At 71.0% G+C, this 18,641-nt stretch carries 15 protein-coding genes; 3 read left to right on the forward strand and 12 right to left on the reverse strand.

Annotated features, from left to right (window positions below):
• Nucleotides 1-399: 399 nt before the first annotated feature.
• The 5 genes from RMN98_RS01870 to RMN98_RS01890 are packed head-to-tail and all read right to left on the reverse strand — an operon-like array spanning nucleotide 400 to nucleotide 5,338.
• Complete coding sequence (locus RMN98_RS01870; RefSeq protein ID WP_309647104.1) at nucleotides 400-1,644, reverse strand: ABC transporter substrate-binding protein; 1,245 nt, start codon at nucleotides 1,642-1,644, stop codon at nucleotides 400-402.
• A complete protein-coding gene (locus RMN98_RS01875; protein ID WP_309647105.1) occupies nucleotides 1,641-2,786 on the reverse strand; it encodes a branched-chain amino acid ABC transporter permease in 1,146 nt (381 codons plus the stop codon). The genes RMN98_RS01870 and RMN98_RS01875 overlap by 4 nt, the downstream gene beginning before the upstream one ends.
• A complete protein-coding gene (locus tag RMN98_RS01880; protein ID WP_309647106.1) occupies nucleotides 2,779-3,669 on the reverse strand; it encodes a branched-chain amino acid ABC transporter permease in 891 nt (296 codons plus the stop codon). Before RMN98_RS01880 ends, RMN98_RS01875 begins: the two co-directional genes overlap by 8 nt.
• Nucleotides 3,666-4,517, reverse strand: a complete 852-nt coding sequence (locus RMN98_RS01885) for an ABC transporter ATP-binding protein (RefSeq protein WP_309647107.1) — start codon at nucleotides 4,515-4,517, stop codon at nucleotides 3,666-3,668. Before RMN98_RS01885 ends, RMN98_RS01880 begins: the two co-directional genes overlap by 4 nt.
• Entirely contained in the window at nucleotides 4,514-5,338 is an 825-nt protein-coding gene (locus RMN98_RS01890; RefSeq protein WP_309647108.1) for an ABC transporter ATP-binding protein, read from the reverse strand. Before RMN98_RS01890 ends, RMN98_RS01885 begins: the two co-directional genes overlap by 4 nt.
• Before the next feature lie 194 nt (nucleotides 5,339-5,532).
• On the opposite strand from RMN98_RS01890, the gene RMN98_RS01895 reads away from it, so the two are divergent.
• Entirely contained in the window at nucleotides 5,533-6,759 is a 1,227-nt protein-coding gene (locus tag RMN98_RS01895; protein ID WP_309647109.1) for a helix-turn-helix domain-containing protein, read from the forward strand.
• A gap of 106 nt (nucleotides 6,760-6,865) precedes the next feature.
• Nucleotides 6,866-8,245, forward strand: coding sequence for an NAD-dependent succinate-semialdehyde dehydrogenase (locus tag RMN98_RS01900; protein WP_309647110.1), 1,380 nt, complete (start codon nucleotides 6,866-6,868; stop codon nucleotides 8,243-8,245).
• Nucleotides 8,246-8,254: 9 nt separating this feature from the next.
• Here the strand turns inward: RMN98_RS01900 and RMN98_RS01905 are convergent, their stop codons facing one another.
• From RMN98_RS01905 to RMN98_RS01925, 5 genes are all read right to left on the reverse strand, one after another.
• A complete protein-coding gene (locus tag RMN98_RS01905; protein ID WP_309647111.1) occupies nucleotides 8,255-10,519 on the reverse strand; it encodes a glycoside hydrolase family 3 C-terminal domain-containing protein in 2,265 nt (754 codons plus the stop codon).
• Between the two features lie 29 nt (nucleotides 10,520-10,548).
• On the reverse strand, nucleotides 10,549-11,085 hold the full coding sequence (locus RMN98_RS01910; RefSeq protein WP_309647112.1) for a copper resistance protein CopC: 537 nt from the start codon (nucleotides 11,083-11,085) through the stop codon (nucleotides 10,549-10,551).
• A 145-nt stretch (nucleotides 11,086-11,230) separates the two neighbouring features.
• Nucleotides 11,231-12,580: an ATP-binding protein gene (locus RMN98_RS01915; protein ID WP_309647113.1), complete on the reverse strand. Its 1,350-nt coding sequence runs from the start codon at nucleotides 12,578-12,580 to the stop codon at nucleotides 11,231-11,233.
• Nucleotides 12,561-13,271, reverse strand: a complete 711-nt coding sequence (locus RMN98_RS01920; protein ID WP_309647114.1) for a response regulator transcription factor — start codon at nucleotides 13,269-13,271, stop codon at nucleotides 12,561-12,563. Before RMN98_RS01920 ends, RMN98_RS01915 begins: the two co-directional genes overlap by 20 nt.
• Before the next feature lie 97 nt (nucleotides 13,272-13,368).
• Nucleotides 13,369-14,277 carry a BTAD domain-containing putative transcriptional regulator gene (locus RMN98_RS01925; protein WP_309647115.1) on the reverse strand — a complete coding sequence of 303 codons (909 nt, stop codon included), beginning with the start codon at nucleotides 14,275-14,277 and terminating at the stop codon, nucleotides 13,369-13,371.
• Nucleotides 14,278-14,500: 223 nt separating this feature from the next.
• Between RMN98_RS01925 and RMN98_RS01930 the strand changes: the two genes are divergently transcribed.
• The gene (locus RMN98_RS01930; protein WP_309647116.1) at nucleotides 14,501-16,342 is read left to right on the forward strand and encodes a cytochrome c oxidase assembly protein; all 1,842 of its coding nucleotides are present in this window, start codon (nucleotides 14,501-14,503) and stop codon (nucleotides 16,340-16,342) included.
• Here RMN98_RS01930 and lepB read toward each other — a convergent pair.
• Nucleotides 16,273-16,734 carry a signal peptidase I gene (gene lepB / locus RMN98_RS01935; RefSeq protein WP_309647117.1) on the reverse strand — a complete coding sequence of 154 codons (462 nt, stop codon included), beginning with the start codon at nucleotides 16,732-16,734 and terminating at the stop codon, nucleotides 16,273-16,275. The two genes, RMN98_RS01930 and lepB, sit on opposite strands and share 70 nt — an antisense overlap.
• A 126-nt stretch (nucleotides 16,735-16,860) precedes the next feature.
• Complete coding sequence (locus RMN98_RS01940; protein WP_309647118.1) at nucleotides 16,861-18,567, reverse strand: multicopper oxidase domain-containing protein; 1,707 nt, start codon at nucleotides 18,565-18,567, stop codon at nucleotides 16,861-16,863.
• Between the last annotated feature and the right edge of the window lie 74 nt (nucleotides 18,568-18,641).

An 18,641-nucleotide genomic window follows, 5' to 3' on the forward strand; every position in this document is an offset into this window, starting at 1 on the left:
GGACGTGCAGGAGGGCGTGCTCGAGGACGGGCGAGGAGGTCATGGGGTCATCCTCGCGCGCGCAGCACGACGAGATGGCGACCCGCCGTGGCACGACCGTCCCCGCCCTCGCGGCTCGACCAACGAACGGGACACCAACCACAAGGGCACCCCTGCGGGGTGGTCAAACGTTTGGCCAGCCAAGAAACGCCCTCACCAACAGGGCGCTGGGTGGTCGAGCCCGAGGAGCACCAACGACGAGCCCTCCAGACCCGCCGTACGACGACCGTCCCCCAGACCGCAGACCCCTCACCAGGTCTCGACACCCTCGGGCCTGGCGGAGGGACAGCCGCAACGACACCGACCCGCGGAGCCGAGGGCTCCGCGGGTCGGGATCAGTACTTCAGGTGCTGCTGGGGATCAGCCGCCCTGGACGAACGCAGCGACGTCCTCGCCCTCGTAGAGGTCGGAGACGGAGACGGCGCCACCGGGGACGTCGTCGGCCTTGAAGATGTAGCTCGCGTTGGAGGGCGACTCACCGACGACGAACTCCAGCGGCACCGCGATGCCACCGGTGTCGACGGTGCCGATGCTCTCCTTGGCAGCCAGCACGCCCTCGGGCGTCAGGTCGCCGTCCTCACAGGCCTTCTCGAGGATCTGACGCATGACGTCAGCGGCCGCGAAGCCGAACATGACCCCCAGCGTCGGGTCGTTGTCGTACTCCGCCTGGTAGGCCTTGAGGATCTCGGGCTTCTGGTCGAACGGCGCGACCGGCGAGGCGACGTAGAGGTTGGCCTTGAGCGCATCCCCGGCAGGCGTGTCGAGCAGGCCCGGCGCGTAGACCGGGTTGTTGCCGGCGAGCGGAACGTTGAGGCCGCTGGCGGCAGCGACACCGGCGATCGAGGCGGTCTGGCCGGGGGCCACGGTCATCGCGATGACGTCGACGTCCTCGGACTTGAGCTTGGTGACCTGGGCGGTCATGTCGGTGTCGGTGGGCTGGATCTGCACCTCGACCACCTCCATGTCGTGCTGCTCGGCGAAGAACTCCGAGCCCGCGAGCCCGCCCTCGCCGTACTCGCCCTCGAAGTAGATGTGGCCGATCTTGGCGCCCTCCTCGATCTCGCCCTCCTGGAGGAGGTAGTCGAGGACGTTGATCATCTCGACCTCGTACGTCGACCCGACGACGGTGTTCTCCGCGACCTCGGTCAGCGACTGGGCCCAGGCTCCCGGGATGTTGACCATGCTGTCGGCCTCGAGCTGCTGCGCGAGGCCGGTGTTGATCGGCGAGCCGATGGTCTGCTCGAGCGCCAGCACGTCCTCCTTGACCGAGGAGTAGAGCTGGATGCCGCGCTGGGTGTCGTAGCCGTGGTCCTTGACGATCTCCTCGACCGTGTAGGTGCCACAGATCTTGTCGCCCTCGTTGAGGGTCTTCCAGTAGAGGGCCTGGGCGTTGGTGATGTCGGTGCCCAGGGCGGCGAAGACGCCCGTGAGGTCGGTCAGGGAGCCGAGGCTGATGACGTCGCCCTCGACGCCGCGGCCGATCGCGACCCCGTCCTCGGAGGTGGTGGCACCGCCACCGTCCTCGGCCTTGGTGCTGCAGCCCGTGGCGGTCACGAGCAGGACGGCCGAGGCGAGCGTGATCGCCCGGCGCTTGTTGGTGTTCATCTAGGTGTTCCTCCTGAGGACGAGCCGGCGGGGGCCGACTGGGTGACGCGGACGGGCTGTGACTCTTGGGGTGGACGGGGTTGTCGCTTGAAGCGACGGGCGAGCCCGGCAAGACCTCCGGGCTCGAAGAGCACGACGAGGACGATCGCCCCGCCGTAGAGGAAGGCCGCCGCCTGGCTGGCGACGATGCCCTGCTGGCCCGGGTCGACGATGAAGGGCAGGGAACCGGAGTACTGCTGGAGCACCAGCGGCAGGGCGCTCACGAACGTCGCGCCCAGGGCGGCGCCGCCGACCGAGCCGAGGCCACCGAGCACGATCATCGCGAGGTACTGGACCGAGACCAGCAGCGAGAACGACTCCGGCGCGACCGACCCGATCGAGAGGGCGTAGAGGACGCCGGCGAGGCCGGCGTACATGGAGGAGACGAGGAAGACCTTCGCCTTGTACTCCTGGACGTTGACCCCCATGACGGAGGCCGCGACCTCGCTGTCGCGCACGTTCTGCAGCGCACGGCCGGGCCGCGAGCGCAGCAGGTTGGAGGCGAACCAGCAGGCCAGCGCGCAGAGCGCGAGACCGAGGTACCAGAGCCGCTCGGCCTGGCCGAAGGGCACGCCGAGGACGGCGAGGTAGGGCTCGTCGTTGCCGCCGAAGCTGAAGCCGAACAGCTCGAACGGCGGCGCGATGCGGCCGTTGAAGCCACCGCTGACCGACGTCCAGGTGTTGAAGATGTGCTGGCCGATGAAGACCAGGCCCAGCGAGGCGACACCGAGGTAGATCCCGCGCAGGCGGGCCGCGATCGGGCTGAAGAGGACACCGGCGAGACCGGCCATCACCACGCCGGCGACCATGCCGACGATCGGCGGGAGGCCGAAGCCGCCGTACTCGATCGCGGAGCCGCCGGGGTCACCGGAGACGTAGACGTAGGTCAGGGCGCCGACGGCCAGGAAGAACGCGTGGGCCAGCGAGAGCTGCCCCGTGGTGCCGACGAGGAGGTTGAGGCCGACCGCGCCGATGATCGCGGCGAAGACCGCGAAGCCGGTGCGGAGCCAGAACTCCTCGACGTAGAGGGGCAGCGCGAGGAGCACCACCAGGAGCGCCAGCATCGCGGCGCCCTTGAGGAGACGAGTGGCGGTGTCAGACACGGGTCACATCCCTGGTTCCGAAGAGGCCCGAGGGCCGGACGAGCAGCACGGCCACCATCACGACGTAGGGCACGACCTCGCCGAAGCCGCGGCCGAGGAAGGCGATCTGGTCCTGGTAGCCGGCAGCCATGGCGGTGGCGACACCGATGATCAGGCCCCCGACGAGGGCACCACCGGTGGAGTCGAGGCCGCCGAGGATCGCCGCCGGGAGGGCCGCCAGCGCGACCGCCCAGATCGCGGGCGTCACGCCGGGTGTCGGTGAGCCCGTGGCGAACAGGCCGGCCACCGCCGCCAGGACGCCGGCGACGAGCCAGGCGACCATCGAGACCCAGCCGAGCCGGATGCCCATCAACGCGGCCGCCTCGCCGTCCTCGGCGGCGGCGCGCATGGCGACCCCCCAGCTGGAGAACTTGAAGGCGATGAAGAAGGCGCCGATGAGCACGCCGGCGACGAGGATGGCCAGCGCGCGGTTGGTGGTGATGCCGACGCCACCGATGGAGACCGCGTCACCGCCCCAGGGGTGACCGACGTTGAGGATGTCGGAGCCGATGCGGCGGGTGATCTCCGTGAGGATGATCAGGTCGACGCCGATCGTGAGGATCGCCAGGCTGATCACGGGCGCTCCTCGCAACCGGCTGATCAGCAGCCGTTCGACGAGCACCGCCGCTGCCGCGGTGCCGAGGATGCCGACGGCCGCTGCGGCCCAGAAGCCGATCGGCTCGCTGAGCCGGGCGATGAGGTAGGCACCGAGCAGCAGGAGCGAGCCCTGCATGAAGGTGACGACCTCGCTGGCCTTGAAGATGATGACGAAGCCCAGGGCGATGAGCGCATAGATCGCGCCCAGCGAGAGCCCGTTGAGGAGCAGGGACAGGAACTGGTTCACGGTGTCTCCTCGTGCGTGCCGTGGGCGGCGGCTGCCGCAGGGTCGATCTCGTCGCCCGAGCCGAGGTAGGCCCGGATGACCTCGGGATCGGCCTGCACCTCCTGGGGGGTGCCGTCGGCGATGCGGCGACCGAAGTCGAGCACCGTCACCCGGTCGGCGATGCCCATGACCATGCCCATGTCGTGCTCGACGAGGATCACGGTGATGCCGAGGGCATCGCGGATCTCGAGCACCGACTGGGCCATGCGAGCGGTCTCCTCGGCGTTCATGCCGGCGACCGGCTCGTCGAGGAGCAGCAGGCGCGGCTCCGTCGAGAGCGCCCGGGCGACCTCGACGCGCTTCTGGTCGCCGTAGGACAGGACCCCGACCGGCACGTGGAGCTTGTTGCCGAGCTCGAGGAAGTCGGCGATCTCGCAGACGCGGGCGGTGTGGCGCTTCTCCTCCGCGCGCGCCTTCGGCAGGCGCAGGCCCGCGGACATGAAGCCGCTGGTGGTGAGCCGGTGCCGGCCGAGCATGAGGTTCTGCACGACGGTCTGGGAGCCGGAGAGCGCGATGTTCTGGAAGGCGCGGGCGACCCCGAGACGGGCGATCTGGTGGGGCTTGCGCCCGGTGAGGACCTCGTCACCGAAACGCACCTCGCCCTCGGTGGCCTCGTAGACACCGGACAAGACGTTGAACATCGTGGACTTGCCGGCACCGTTGGGGCCGATGACCGCGTGCACCGCGCCGGGGGCGACGGTGAAGGAGACCTCCGAGAGGGCCTGGAGCGCGCCGAAGCGCACGGTCACGTTGTCGATCGTCAGCGGGCGCACGTCCTTGCGCAGCTGGGGGGTCGCGGTCGTGCTCATGCCTTCCACCTCGCGAGGGTCTTGCGCGCCCCGGCAGGGGACGCCGGGGATCCTGGGTCGGACGGGGTCTCCTCGGCGCCGTGGCCGAGGTAGAGGCGTTGGACGGCGTCGGTCTGGGCCAGCTCGGCGGCCGGTCCCTGGAGTGACACCTTGCCGACGTCGAGCACGAAGGCGGTGTCGGCGACGCCGAGCGCCATCGTGGCGTTCTGCTCGACCAGCAGCACCGAGGTGCCCTGCCGGTTGATCTCACGGATGACCTCGCCGATCTGGCCGATGATCCGGGGGGCCAGGCCCAGCGAGGGCTCGTCGAGGAGCAGCAGCTGGGGACCGGCCATCAGGCCGCGGCCGATGGCGAGCATCTGCTGCTCGCCACCCGACAGCAGCCCGGCGCGCTGGGTGCGGCGGTCGGCGAGGACCGGGAAGAGCCCGTAGACGCGCTCCTGGGCCGGGGCCCGGCTCGACTTGTCCTTGGCCCCGAGGCCGCCGGCCTTGAGGTTCTCCTCGACGGTCAGGCGGCTGAAGATGCGGCGCCCCTCGGGCACCTGCACCAGCCCGTCGGCGACGCAGCGGGCCGGGTCGCGTCCCTTGAGGTTGGCGCCGCGGTAGCGGACCTCGCCCGACTCGACGCGGCCCTTGTGCAGCTTGAGGGTGCCCGAGAGGGTGCGCAGCAGCGTCGTCTTGCCGGCGCCGTTGCTGCCGAGGAGAGCGACGACGCTCCCCTGCTCGACGGTGATGTCCACTCCCCGCAGGGCCTGGACCACTCCGCCGTAGGTGACCGCGAGATCCCGGACCTCCAGGATCGGCTCGCGTGTCTCGGCCATCGTGTGCACCCTTTCGTCGTCGCCGGTGAGGCAGCTCCCCCACGTGCAGTGGGCAGCTCGACGGTTCCGAGAAGGGTCGGTCCGCGAGGTCGACGGGTTGCCACCGGGGGAGCTCGGTGGTGCGCTAACCCTGCTGCCAGGGTGAGCACCGCCACCATAGTGACGGCACTCACAAGATCTGTCATTCTTTGTTCGTGAGAACAAAGGACTCGGTGGCGCGGCTTGATACGGCGGTGACCGACCCGCGCATCGTCGCGGTCTGCCGGGAGCTGCTCGACGACCTCGAGGCGTTCACGTTGGAGGTCGTCAACCTGATCCGGCAGGAGGAGCCCTACTACGTCGAGGTCATCACGATGCGCCAGCTCGTCGACTCGGTGCGCCCCAACGTCGTCGGGCTGCTCCAGAGCGTGATGACCAACGAGACGAGCACGTTGGCCGCGCCCCGTCGTACGGGCCGGACGAGGGCCGAGCAGCAGGTGCCGCTCTCGATCGTGCTGCACGCCTATCGACTCGGCGCCCTGCACATCTGGAACTCCCTGGTGAAGCGCTGCGGCGACGACCCCCGCGTCAGCCGAGCCCTGCTCGACTCGGCCTCGGCGCTGTGGACCGCGCTCGACGTCTACTCCCAGGAGCTCGCCGTGGCCTACCGCGACGTCGAGACCGAGCACCTGATGCGCGACGCGCGGCTGCGCGAGACCGCCCTCGTCGCGCTCTTCAGCGGGATCACCTCGACGGGGCAGGCGTTCACCGACGTCGCCGAGGCGCTGAGACTGCCGCAGGTCGGGATGTTCGTCGTGGTCGCCTGCGACCCACCACCGATGGAGAGCGACAACGACACCCCCTCGCCGGAGCGGACGCTGACGTCCTTCGGGGTGCGCTCGGTGTGGCGCTCCGAGACCGACTGCGACCTGGGCCTGGTGGCGCTGACCCGCAGCTATCGCCTGGACCGGATGCTCGAGCAGATGGCCTCGCTGGGGCTGGGCAGGGTCGGTGTCAGCGAGGTCTTCGAGTCGATCCTGGAGACCCCGGGTGCCGCCAAGCAGGCGCGGATGGCGCGCGAGGCCGCCACCCCAGGCACGAGCGCCGTGACCCGCTTCGAGGACGCCCGCGTGGCCGCGCTGGTCGCTGCCGCTCCCGAGCTCGCCACCGGGCTGGCGCAGCAGGTGCTGGGTCCGGTCCTGGGGCTCGACGTGGTGGAGCAGGGGCTGCTGCTGGGCACTCTCCGAGCGTGGTACGCCGCCGACGGATCGGCCGCCCAGGCCGGCCGGACCCTGCACTGCCACCCCAACACCGTGCGCTACCGCCTGGGCAAGGTGACCCAGCTCATCGACCTCGACCTGCGCAGCCCCACGGACGTGGCGCACCTCTACCTGGCGCTCGAGGCATGCCGACTTTTGTCCGTCGAAACAACCGTCTCTTAACTTGTGCACAAGGTGATCCGGGACTTTCCAGCCGGCCCCGGGCGTTGGGACCCCCATCGCGCCACCACCCCCGGCGCCACCCCCATCCCCCACGAGAGGACGTCTCATGAGCGACTACCAGGTCGTCAACCCCGCCACCGGTGAGGTCGAGCAGGAGTTCCCCACCGCGACCGACGCCGAGGTCCAGGAGGCCGTCGAGCGCGCCCACACGGCGTACGCCTCGTGGCGCACGACTACGCAGGACGAGCGGGCCGCGATCCTGCTCCGCGTGGCCGACCTCTACGAGGAGCGTGCCGACGAGCTCGCCCGGATCATCGCCCGCGAGATGGGCAAGCCGCTGAAGGAGGGCAAGGGCGAGATCGCGCTCGTCGCCTCGATCTACCGCTACTACGCCACCGAGGGTCCGGGCCTCCTGGCCGACACCCCGCTGAGCCCGAAGATGGGCGGTGACGCCGTGGTCCGCAAGGAGCCGGTCGGCCCGCTGCTCGGGATCATGCCGTGGAACTTCCCCTACTACCAGGTCGCGCGGTTCGCGGCGCCCAACCTGATGGTCGGCAACACGATCATCCTCAAGCACGCGCCGCAGTGCCCGGAGTCGGCGCTCGCGATCGAGCAGCTCTTCGCCGACGCCGGCCTGCCCTCGGGCGCCTACGTCAACGTCTTCGCCACCAACGACCAGTCGACCGACGTCATCGCCGACCCGCGGGTCGTGGGGGTCTCGGTCACCGGCAGCGAGCGCGCTGGATCGGCCGTCGCGGAGGTCGCCGGACGCCACCTCAAGAAGGTCGTGCTCGAGCTCGGCGGGTCCGACGCCTTCATCCTCCTCGACACCGAGGACCTGGGTGCGGCCGTCAAGGCGGCCGTGCGCGGGCGCATGGGCAACGCGGGCCAGGCGTGCAACGGCGCCAAGCGGATGATCGTCGTCGACGACCTCTACGACGACTTCGTGACGGCGTTCACCGGCGCGATGGCCGGCCTGACGCCGGGCGACCCCCTCGAGGACGGTGTCGACTTCGGTCCCCTCTCCTCGGAGCAGGCGGTCGTCAACCTCGTCGAGCAGATCGACGACGCGGTCGCCAAGGGTGCCACCGTGCTGACCGGTGGCAAGCGTGTCGACCGGACCGGTGCCTTCATGGAGGCGACCGTGCTGGCCGACGTCACGCCCGACATGCGTGCCTTCAGCGAGGAGCTCTTCGGCCCGGCCGCCGTGGTCTACCGCGTCGCCGACGCGGAGGCGGCGATCGCGCTGGCCAACGACTCGAGCTTCGGCCTGGGCGGCGTGGTCTACAGCGCCGATACCGCCCAGGCCCAGGAGGTCGCGGACCGGCTCGACACCGGCATGGTGTGGATCAACACCGCCCAGGGCTCGGCCGCCGACCTGCCCTTCGGCGGCACGAAGCGCTCCGGCGTCGGTCGCGAGCTCGGCCCCTACGGCATCGACGAGTTCGTCAACAAGAAGCTCATCTACACCCCGGCTGCGCGCTGACGCAGCCCGTCACCGCAGGGTGAGGGCGCCGGGCCCGCAGTCCGCCGACCAGGCGGCGCGGGCCCGGCCCGTCACGTCACGCGACGACCTCGCGAGCATCACGTCGTAGCAGCCGCGCGCGACGCGCCACCCGTCGGCCGCGGTGTCCCAGTAGGAGAACGAGCGGCGGTCGAGATCGATCGTCACGAGCTGCGACGCACCGGCCGCGAGCCTCACCTTGTCGAAGCCCTTGAGCTGCTTGGGCGGTTGCGGGGTGTCCCTGCCCGGCGACGGCATGCCGACGTAGACCTGCGGAACCGCGGTCCCGGCGCGCTTGCCGGTGTTGGTGACCCGGAAGGACACCGTGGCGAGCTGGTCGCCTCCGCCTCCGCCTCCGCTTGCGCGGCGCAGGACCGGGCGGGAGAACCGGAAGGTCGTGTAGCCCAGGCCGTGACCGAAGGCGTACGCCGGGCGGATGCGGCGCTCGTCGAAGTGGCGGTAGCCGACCATCACCCCTTCCCTGTAGCGGACCGTGCCCGCGATCCCGGGGTAGGCCGCGCGGTCACCCGCGGTCGGCAGGTCGGCCGCACGGTCGGGGAACGTCATGGGCAGACGACCGCCCGGCTCGGCATCGCCGAAGAGCACACGGGCGAGTGCGGTGCCAACGTTCTGACCGGGGTACCACGCCTCGAGGATCGCGGGGACCCTGCTGCGCCACGGGGTGAGGACCGGTCCGCCGGACTGCAGCACCGCGACCGTGCGCGGCTGGGCGGCCGCGACCGCGGCGATCAGCGCGTCACGGTCGATGCCGTCCATCTGGCCCGCGTTGAGCGTCGGCGCCATCTTGTCGGCGCCCTCGGTCATCTTGTCGCCCACGACGACCACGGCCGCGTCGGCCCGCCGCGCCACGGCTGCGGCACGCGCGGCGTCCGAGCCGTCGTCGTACAGGACGCGGGACGCGCCGAGGCGCGTGCGCAGGCCCTCGAGCGGCGTGACGCTGCGCAACGGGTTGACGTCGGAGGAGCCACCACCGGTGCGGATCAGGTCGGCCTCGGGGCCGATCACGGCCAAGGTCCGGATCCTGCGCTGCCGCAAGGGCAACAACGACCCGGAGTTCTTGAGCAGCACCATGCCCTGCGCCTCGATCGCCGCGGCGCGGGCGTGGTGGGCGGCGACGTCGATGCGTGAGGCATCGTCGCGGAAGGCAGGGGCGTCGAAGATGCCGTAGGCGAACATCGTGCGCAGGATCCGGCGCACGTGGTCGTCGATCGTGTCGGTGCTGACCTGGGAGGTGGCGACGAGCGCGCGCACCGCGACGGGGTTGTAGACGAAGCCCGGCCAGATGTCGAGGTCGAGGCCGTTGTTGAGGGAGTTGAGGGTGTTCTTCGCGGCGCCGTAGTCGGTGAGGACGAAGCCCCTGAAGCCCCACTCCCGCTTGAGGATGTCGACCAGCAGGTGCTCGTTCTCGCAGCCGTAGGTGCCGTTGATGCGGTTGTAGGAGCACATCACCGTGCCGACGCCTCCGTCCTTGACGGCCGCCTCGAACGCCGGCAGGTAGATCTCGCGCAGCGCGCGCTCCCCGAGGATCGCGTTGACGAACAGCCGGTTGCCCTCCACGCCGGCGCCGATCGGCGAGCCGGGGACGGCGTAGCCCTCGCCCTCCTGGTTGTTGACCGCGTAGTGCTTCACGTTGGCGATCAGGCCCTGGGACTGGATCCCCCTGATGAACCCCACTCCCATCCGGCCCGCGAGGTAGGGGTCCTCGCCGTAGTACTCGAACGTGCGGCCGTTGAGCGGCGTGCGGCCGATGTTGACGCCCGGGGCGAAGACGACGTGGTTGCCCTTCTTGCGCGCCTCGTCCGCGATCACGGCGCCTGCGGCACGCGACGTCGTCGGCGAGAACGAGGAGGCGACCGCCATCGGCGAGGGCATCTGCGTCGCCTTGCCCTGGCGCGTGCCGACCGGGCCGTCGCTGAAGTAGAGCGTCGGGATGCCCAGGCGGGCCAGGCCGTTGCTCGTGCCCGTGTGCGTGCCCTCACCGCCCGCAACCCCGGAGAGCTCGTCGCCGCCGAGCAGCGCGATCTTCTCGTCGAGCGTCAGCCGGGCGAGGACCAGACCGGCGCGCTTGTCGGCCGAGAGCCGGGTGTCGCACCACGGACGCTCGCGGACGTCCCCGCAGACCCCGGCGGTCTGGGCACCGTCCGCGGGTCCGAGGGTGAAGAGGCTCGCGGTGAGCATCAGGACGACCGCTCCCAGCGCGAGGCGGACAGGGCGGCGAGCGGGATCGTCGGACACGGGTGTCCAACGAGACGGTATGACGGTCGTTACGTCGGACCGGGCCGTGACGCCGCACGCACGACCACCGCGATCCCCGCGCCGGCGATGACCACGAGCATCCACAGCCCCGAGGAGCCCGACGACGTCGCCTGGCTCCCGGCATCGGCGACCTGGGACGTCCCCCGCAGCGCAGCACTCGACTGAGGACCCGGCCCCGAGGCCTCCCCCCCGGAGGCTGCCACGACGCGGAACGACCAGGTGCCACTGATGACGTGGCCGTCGCTGCCCACGACCCGGTAGTCCACCTGGTGCCGCCCTGGACGGCGCAGGTCGAGCGCCACCTCCACCACGCGCCGCATGCCTCCGGTCGAGCCGCGCGTGACCTCGACGCCGTCGGGGTCACGCACCTCGATCTCCCCGCCGGAGACGTCGTCGACGAAGACCATCACCAGCTGACTCGTCGCGATCGAGACCACACCGTCGCGCAGCGGCGCGGTGCTGACGAGGTCGGTGTGCGCCTCTGCGGGCGCCCCGCCGAGCACGAGTGCACCCATGACGAGCAGCGCCGTCACGGCCGCGCTCACCGTGCCGCTCCGTGTCCAGGCTGTCGTCCCGCGACCCATGGTCCTGCCCGCCTCCCACGTCTGCATCCCGTTTGGTCGAGGATGGAGCCGGCGGCTTGTGCGGACCTTGGGGCCGGACCGGACCGGGCCGGGCAGGTCGGGGCTGCTAGCCGGACGTGACGTCGACCGGGAAGCGGGCCACGACCGTCGTCCCTCCGGGCGGCGGCCGCTCACCCACCTCGAGCTCACCGCCCACGTCCTCGATGGTGTCTCGCAGGAGCGTGAGGCCCAGGTGGTCCTTGCCGGACCCTCGCTCCCCCGCACCGGGCCCCATGCCGTCGTCGGTGATGCGCACGAGCACCTCATGGGCGGTGCGCCCGACCTCGATCTCGACCACCTCCGCGCGCGCGTGCTTCACGACGTTGTGCAGCGCCTCGCGGATCACGCGATAGATCAGTCGACCTGTGTCGGGGGTGACGTCCAGCTCCGGGAGGACGATCAGGCTGGTCCGCAGGCCCGACTGCTGCGACACCCGGCTCGTGTGCCCCCGGACCGCCTCGTAGAGACCCTCCCCCACGAGGTCGGGGGGATAGATGTCGGTCATCAGCGAGCGGAGCATCGCGGCGTCCTTCTGCACCATGTGGCTCGCGCTGTCGAGTCGTGCGCACACGTCGGACGGTGCGCCCGCATGCCTCAGCTGCCGCACGAGGGTGGGCATCGCGTAGGCGAGCCCGGCGACGTCCTGGATCACGCCGTCGTGGAGCTGCTCTGCGATGCGGCGCTGCTCGAGCTCGGCGGCCCTCAGGGCGTGGCGCGTCATGCGCGACGAGTGCGCCTGCGCCCGGCGGATGCGCCGGCTCATCACCACGGCCAGCGGCGTCGTGACGAGCTGGAAGAGCAGCAACCCCCCGAAGAGGATCGGCACGAACCACCTCGTGATCCGCGCTTCGTCGCGCCGCATCTGGTCGATGTCCATGTAGGCCTCGAAGACGAAGGGCGCGCCGTCGGCGTCGGCGGCGCCCACGTAGACCTCGAGCAGCTCCTCCTGCTGCTGGTCCTCGAGGTTGTTTTCGGTGCGGGAGAGGTCGGAGAGCTCGGCGACGACGTCCTCGGTGCCGAAGAGCGCCGACACCGACTCCTCGAGCGCGAAGGTCCGCCCCACCAGCGCCTGCTCGTCGGACCAGATGACGCGACCACTGCCGTCCCACAGCTTCATGTGCCGCACACTCCCGTCGATCATTCGCTGTCTCAGCGCCTTGTCCAGGCGGACCATGGCCTCGGGATCACCGTCGCGGACCTCCTGGTCCAGCAGTGGCGCCGCCAGCAGGCTGCTGATGGCCGCGGCCTCCTCGCTCGCCTCCTCCAGCGCACTCTGACGGGCGATCATGTCTGCCAGGAAGAACGTGGCGACGACGAGGACGAGCAGGAAGCTGGAGCTGCAGATCACGAACCAACCGACAGGACTGATCAGCTCACCGGAGTCGCCGACGCGTCTCTCACTGGGTGTGCTGGCCACTGACGAGACCATGGGTGTTGGCGATGACCACGGCCTCGAGCTGCGAGTGAGCCCCCAGCTTGGCCAGGAGGGACTTCACGTAGCCGCGGCAGGTGTGCACCGAGATGTGGAGCTCTCCTGCGATCCGTCGCACGTCGTGGCCCAGGGCGAGCAGGGCCAGGACATGGTTCTCCCGTGCGGTCAGCGCCGTGAACGGTGACTTGGTCGACCCGTGCCTGGTGGGCATCGTGGGCGGCCGACAGGGATCGACCATCGCCTGCAGCAGGCCCAGCTGCACGACCATTCCCCCAGGTCGGGCGGTGCGCAGGTGGTGGAGCAGCTCGGGCAGTGATCCGTCCTTGGGCAGCAGGGCGCAGGCTCCTGAGCGGGCCGCTCGCCGGGCGATGCTCACATCTTGTGCGTGCGCGGTCAGGACGACGACGCGGAGGCCGGGTCGGGCGGCCACCAGCTGCTCGGCGAGCTCGAGGCCGTCCTCGTCTCCCAGCTCGACGTCCATCAGGACGACGTCGGGCAAGGCCTCGGCGGCCAGCATGAGGGCGGAGGTGCCGTCGTGGGCGGCGCCGACGCACTCGAGGTCGTCGACGTCGTTGAGCGCCAGCAGCATCAGGTCAGTGAAGGTGCGGTGGTCGTCGACCACCATCACCTTCGTGGTGCTGCAGTGCATCTGATCCCGAGACGTCCGAGTGCTCATGTGGAGCTCCATTCGTCTGTCTGGAGCATCACCCGATATTGAGTGGATGTCATCCCCCATTTGGGGGATGACATCCGACGGCCTGGACCTCGTGTGGCTAAACGGCCGCTGAGACGCCCGCGACCACGCGGACCAGCTCGCGGCCCTCGTCACACTCCGCCAGCGTCATGACGCCGGGAAGGGCCTGGCGCAGGAGGCGCACCAGCATCCGGACCTCCTCACGGGCGTCCTGGCGATGCTCGACCACCGACCTCTCCTCGCTGTGCAGGATCTCGAGGTAGAGCAGCTGGCTCTCGTGCGACGGCTCCGAGCCCAGCTCGTCGCCCAGTCGCGCCCGCAGCTCCGCGTAGGTCCGCAGGGCCTCGCTGTGCCGCCCGAGGCCGTGGAGTGCCTGCATCAGCAGCCGTGCCGGCTCCTCGGCGAGCCGGTCGACGTCCACGGCGGTGCGGGCCAGCCGCATGGCGCGTCCCGGCTCGTCGAGCGCGAGAGCCCAGCGCGCTCCCAGGCCGGTCGCCACGACCAGCTCCGCCTGGAAGGCCTCACGCTCGCGGATGGCCCACGCGGCATAGGGCTCACCGGCGAGCAGCGGCCCTTGGACCAGGGCCAGGGCCCGCTCGAGCGTGTCGAGGTCGACCGAGAGCGCGGTCTCGCCGGCCAGTCCGGCAGATCTCACGAGCCTGCGGAACTCGACGATGTCGACGGTCACTGCCTCGGGGTCGAGGACGTAGCCCCGCATCACGGTCCGCAGCGCCGAGTCGCGGCCCCTCCCGAGACCCAGGCTCTTGCGCAGGACGCAGACATAGCTCTCCAGGGTGCCCAGGTAGGAGCGCGGCGGGCGCCCCTCCCACAGCAGATCGGCGAGCCGGTCCTTGGAGACCGGCACGTCTCCCGCCAGAGCGAGAATCTCCAGGACCTGCCACGGCTTGGCACCTCCCACGGCGTGACTCGACAGCGATGTCCCTGACTCGATGACGCCGGTCGGTCCCAGCAGATTGATGTGCAGCATGTGTATCCCCCTTGGCCGACGCGCCCTCTACGCATCGACTGAGGGAAGTCTCGGCCCGCGACCACCCGTCGCCACAGCCCCACGTGGGGGTCTGATGACCCCGAAAGTCCGCTAGTCATCCCGGACCAGGGCCATGGCCCACGCAGCGGGCCCCCACCACCCATCCGGGTGGTCGGGGGCCGCGCCCCAGATTTCTACAAGGACATCCGCCCAGGCTGACCGGATGCACCTCGCTCCCAGACCGCGGGACCGGGCGCTCGCCACCGTGCTGCCGGCCGCGGTCGCCGCCGTCACGGTCGGGCTGCTCGTGCTGCTCGGAGCCGGAGGCGGTCCGGTCGACCTGCCGGGCGGACTCCCCGATGCCGGGAGCGCCACGGGCTGGGCACTGCGTGGCGCCGGACTCTGGGTCGACCTGGGCGCGGCGCTGACGACCGGCGCGCTGCTGGTGGCCACGCTGCTGCCCGAGCGGTCGTACGCCGGGCGGGCGCGAGCCCGCGCCCTGTCGCTGGGGCGCAGGACGGCGATCGCCTGGGCGCTGGGGGCGTCCGTGCTGGTGGTCCTCGAGGCGGCGGACACCGCGGGGGTGCCGGCGCACCGGCTCACACCGCACCTGCTCTGGACCGCGTCGTCGAACCAGCAGGGCGCCGGGCTGGCGCTGACGCTGCTCGGCGCCGGAGGTCTGGCGCTCGCCACGAGATCCTCGGCCTCCCCGCGCAGCGCGCGTCTCCTGCTGGCGATCGGCCTGGCAGCGCTGGTCCCGCTCGCGGCGGCCGGGCACGCCGCCTCGACCGACGACCCTGACCTCACCGTGGCCGCCTTGGTGGTGCACGTCGCCGCCGCCTCCCTCTGGGTGGGCGGACTGGCCGCGCTCCTCGTGGTGCTTCGGGGCCACCGGAGCGCGGCCGCCGCGGTGCTGCCGCGCTTCAGCGTCGTGGCCCTGGGCGCCTTCGCGGCGCTGGCCGGGTCGGGGGTCATCGCGGCCCTCGCGGTCCTCGACGCGTCGGTGACCGCATGGACCAGCCCCTACGCCGCGGTGCTCGCCCTCAAGGCGGCGCTCCTCGTCGGTCTCGGCTTCCTCGGTCACCAGCAGCGGCGCCGTGCCCTGCGCCAGGTCGCCGACGGACGGGACGGAGCGTTCCGCCGGCTGGCGGCGACCGAGCTCCTGCTGATGGGTGCGGCCTTCGGCTCGGCGTCCGCGCTCTCCCGCACCCCGGTCCCGCAGCCCGACACCGCGACGAGCGATCACACCGCCGCCGTCGCACCCCTCGCCCCGGTCTCCCTCGCCCGGCTGGTCCTCGACTGGCGGGTGGACGCGATCGTGGTGCTGGCGCTCAGCGTGGCCCTGGCGGCCTACCTGCACGGCGTACGACGCCTGGCCCGAGCGGGCACCACGTGGCCGGTGACGCGGACGGTCGCCTGGACCGCCGGGCTCCTGGTCGCGCTGGTCGACCTGTGCTCCGGCCTCGGGCGCTATGCGCCGGCGTTGCTCAGCGCGCAGGTGACCCAGCTCCTCGTCGCCCTGCTCGTGGTCCCCGCGCTGCTCGCGATCGGCGCCCCTCTCACCTTGCTCGCGCACCACGGCCGCCTCCCCGCCCGGCGCTCAAGCCTGTGGGCGCACCCGCTCACCGGAAGCACGGTGGTCGTCGCGCTGCTGCTGTTGACCTATCGCACGCCGCTCATCGAGCTGTCTCTGCGCTCGGTGTGGACGCACGAGCTGCTGCTGGCACTCGCGATCGTGTGCGGCTCGATCCTGCTCTGGCCGATGCGGGGCACCGGGGAGCGCGCGCTGGGCCTCGCCGTGGTCACCACCTGCCTGCTCGTGCTCGCCGTCCAGCTGCGTCTCGGCGACCAGCTGTTGGCCGGCTCGTGGTTCATCGCGCACGGGCCTGAGGGGGCCGACCCGGTCGCCGACCAGCGCCTCGCGGGCGCCCTCGTCGGCGTCGTCGCCGCGCTCAGCCTCCTGCCGATGCTGCGCCTGGCCCACCGCGGCGGGGATCAGTCGCCCGGCGGCCAGATCCGCACCACGACGCGGCCGAGCAGATCCCCGGCCGGCACCGCCCCGTAGTCGCGGGAGTCGATGGAGTTGCCGCGGTTGTCGCCGAGCACGAAGACCGCGTCCGGGGGGACGCTGAAGGTCTTGCTGAAGTAGCCGTCGACCAGCTCGTGGTCGACGTAGGGCTCGGCCACGGCCAGCCCGTCGACGTAGAGCACCCCGTCGAGGATGACCAGCGCCTCGCCCGGAAGGCCCAGGACCCGCTTGAGCGTGGGCCGCCCGTCCTGGGGCGAGACGAAGGCGACCAGGTCGCCTCGCCGTACGTCGTCCACGTCGGGTGGCGTGCGGCTCACCAGCAGCACGTCCCCCACGGCGAAGGTCGGCTGCATGCTGGCCGACTCCACGCGCACCGGGCTCGCGACGAGGGCGCGCACGAGCACGACGCCGACCACGGTCACGGTCACGAGGAGGATCGCGAGGGCGCCAGTCCGTCCGAAGGTGACCGGACGACGACGGCGCAGCGACCAGGGGGCCGGTCGCTGCGCCGCCCCCGGGCGTTCCCGGGGGACCGCGTCCCATGTCGGCAAGGCTCAGACCGGCGGCGCTGCGGTGACCGGGTGGTTGGCGTGCGACCAGGAGAGGTCGACGGCCCCGTCGGCGCCCGCCACGAAGAACTGCCCCATCATGTCGTGGTCCTCGTGGGCGAGGTTGTGGCAGTGGATCATGTAGCGCCCACCGCGATCACCGCTCAGGCCGGCCTGTCCGGTGGAGCTGCCGTCGGGGTAGGTCTTCGGCGCCATGGTGTAGCTGACCAGGACCTCCACGATCTCGCCCTCGCCGACGTAGACCACGTCCTTGGGCCCCTTCTCCCAGGGCTGCACCCGACCCGAGCCTCCCCTCCGCGAGAGGATCTGGAAGTCGACGAGGTGGATGTGGAGCGGGTGGAACCAACCGCCCGACTTGTTCTCGATCCGCCAGATCTCGATGTCACCCGATCGTGGCCAGTCGCCGGGAGAGGTGAAGATGTTCCAGCTCTGGGCCTGGACGTCCTCCCAGGACATCCCGTTGATGAGGAACTCGTTGGTGACGTCGTCGTGCTCGAGCTTGATGTCGCGCGTGCGCCGCGCCATGCTCCTGGTCGCGCGCATCACCGGGTGGATCTCCTCGGTCGGCGGCGTGCGCACCTGGTTCCACCGGGAGTCCGTGGCCTCCGAGGTCACCCGGAACTGCATCACCTTGCCGGTGTGGAGGTAGTCCACGTTGTTCTTGTTGCTCGCGTTGCGCAGCTCGACGGTGTCGCCGATGCGGCAGTCCTTGAAGTCGACCATGATCTCGTAGCGCTCGGCCCCGGCGTGGCGCCAGCTGGTGACCTGCTGGGGCACCATCAGCCCACCGTCGGTCGCGACGACATAGGTCGGGAGCACGGCGCCGGTGCGGGTGTTGACGAGCTTGAGGTTCATCGAGCGCGAGACCGTCGCCAGCAGGACCCGGAAGCGGTAGAAGCGGCGCTCGACGTTGAGGTAGGGCCACGGCACGCCGTTGACCATGATCACGTCACCCCACAGCCCCGAGTGGTTGCGGTCGAGGTAGGCCAGCGTCCCGTCCTGGGCGAACATCGCGTCGGAGATGATCAGCGGGATGTCGAATCCGTCCTGCGGCAGGTTCTCCCGCTCCCAGGGGTTGTGCAGGTGATACTGCGCGAAGAGCCCGCTGTAGGCGTTCTGGGCGGTGTGGTGCACGCCGTGGTCGTGGTACCACAGCGTGCGCGGGCCCTGGAAGTTCGGATACCAGTAGTCCTTGTACTGTCCCGGCGAGGTGATGTCGTCGGCGAAGCCGTCGTACTGCGGCAGCGAGGCCGACCCGTGCAGGTGCACCGAGGTCGCGACCCCGCCGTAGCCGAAGGTCGGGTGCATGGTCGGCAGCGCGTTGGTGACGCGCACCCGCACCCTGGTGTTCTGCTCCACCTTGATCAGGGGGCCGGGGATCGTCGGCCCGCCTCCACCGACCGAGTAGCCCAGCACCGGTGTCGACGGGGCCCCGGGGTCGAGGATCTGCAGGTTGGCGGCCCGCTCGGTGATCTCGTAGAGCAGGTAGTCGCCGTACTCGTCCACCATCCGCGTCGGCGTGATCGCCATGGGCACCCGCAGCGCGCGGGCGAACCGTGCCGGCTTCGCCGAGGTGCTGATCCAGTCCGACGTGCTCACCGACTGGCCCAGGGGCACGGTCATGCCGAGCGCGGTGACGCCCGCCCCCAGTCCGCCCAGCTTGAGCAGGTCACGTCGCTTCATCGTGGTCATCGCGGTCCCCCGTCGTCTCGTCCCGTGTGAGTCGTCCCCGGGCGACAGGCATCAGCGTGGTCTCGCGACCTTGA

This window comes from Nocardioides sp., from assembly GCF_031397825.1.
Taxonomy (GTDB): Bacteria; Actinomycetota; Actinomycetes; order Propionibacteriales; family Nocardioidaceae; genus Nocardioides.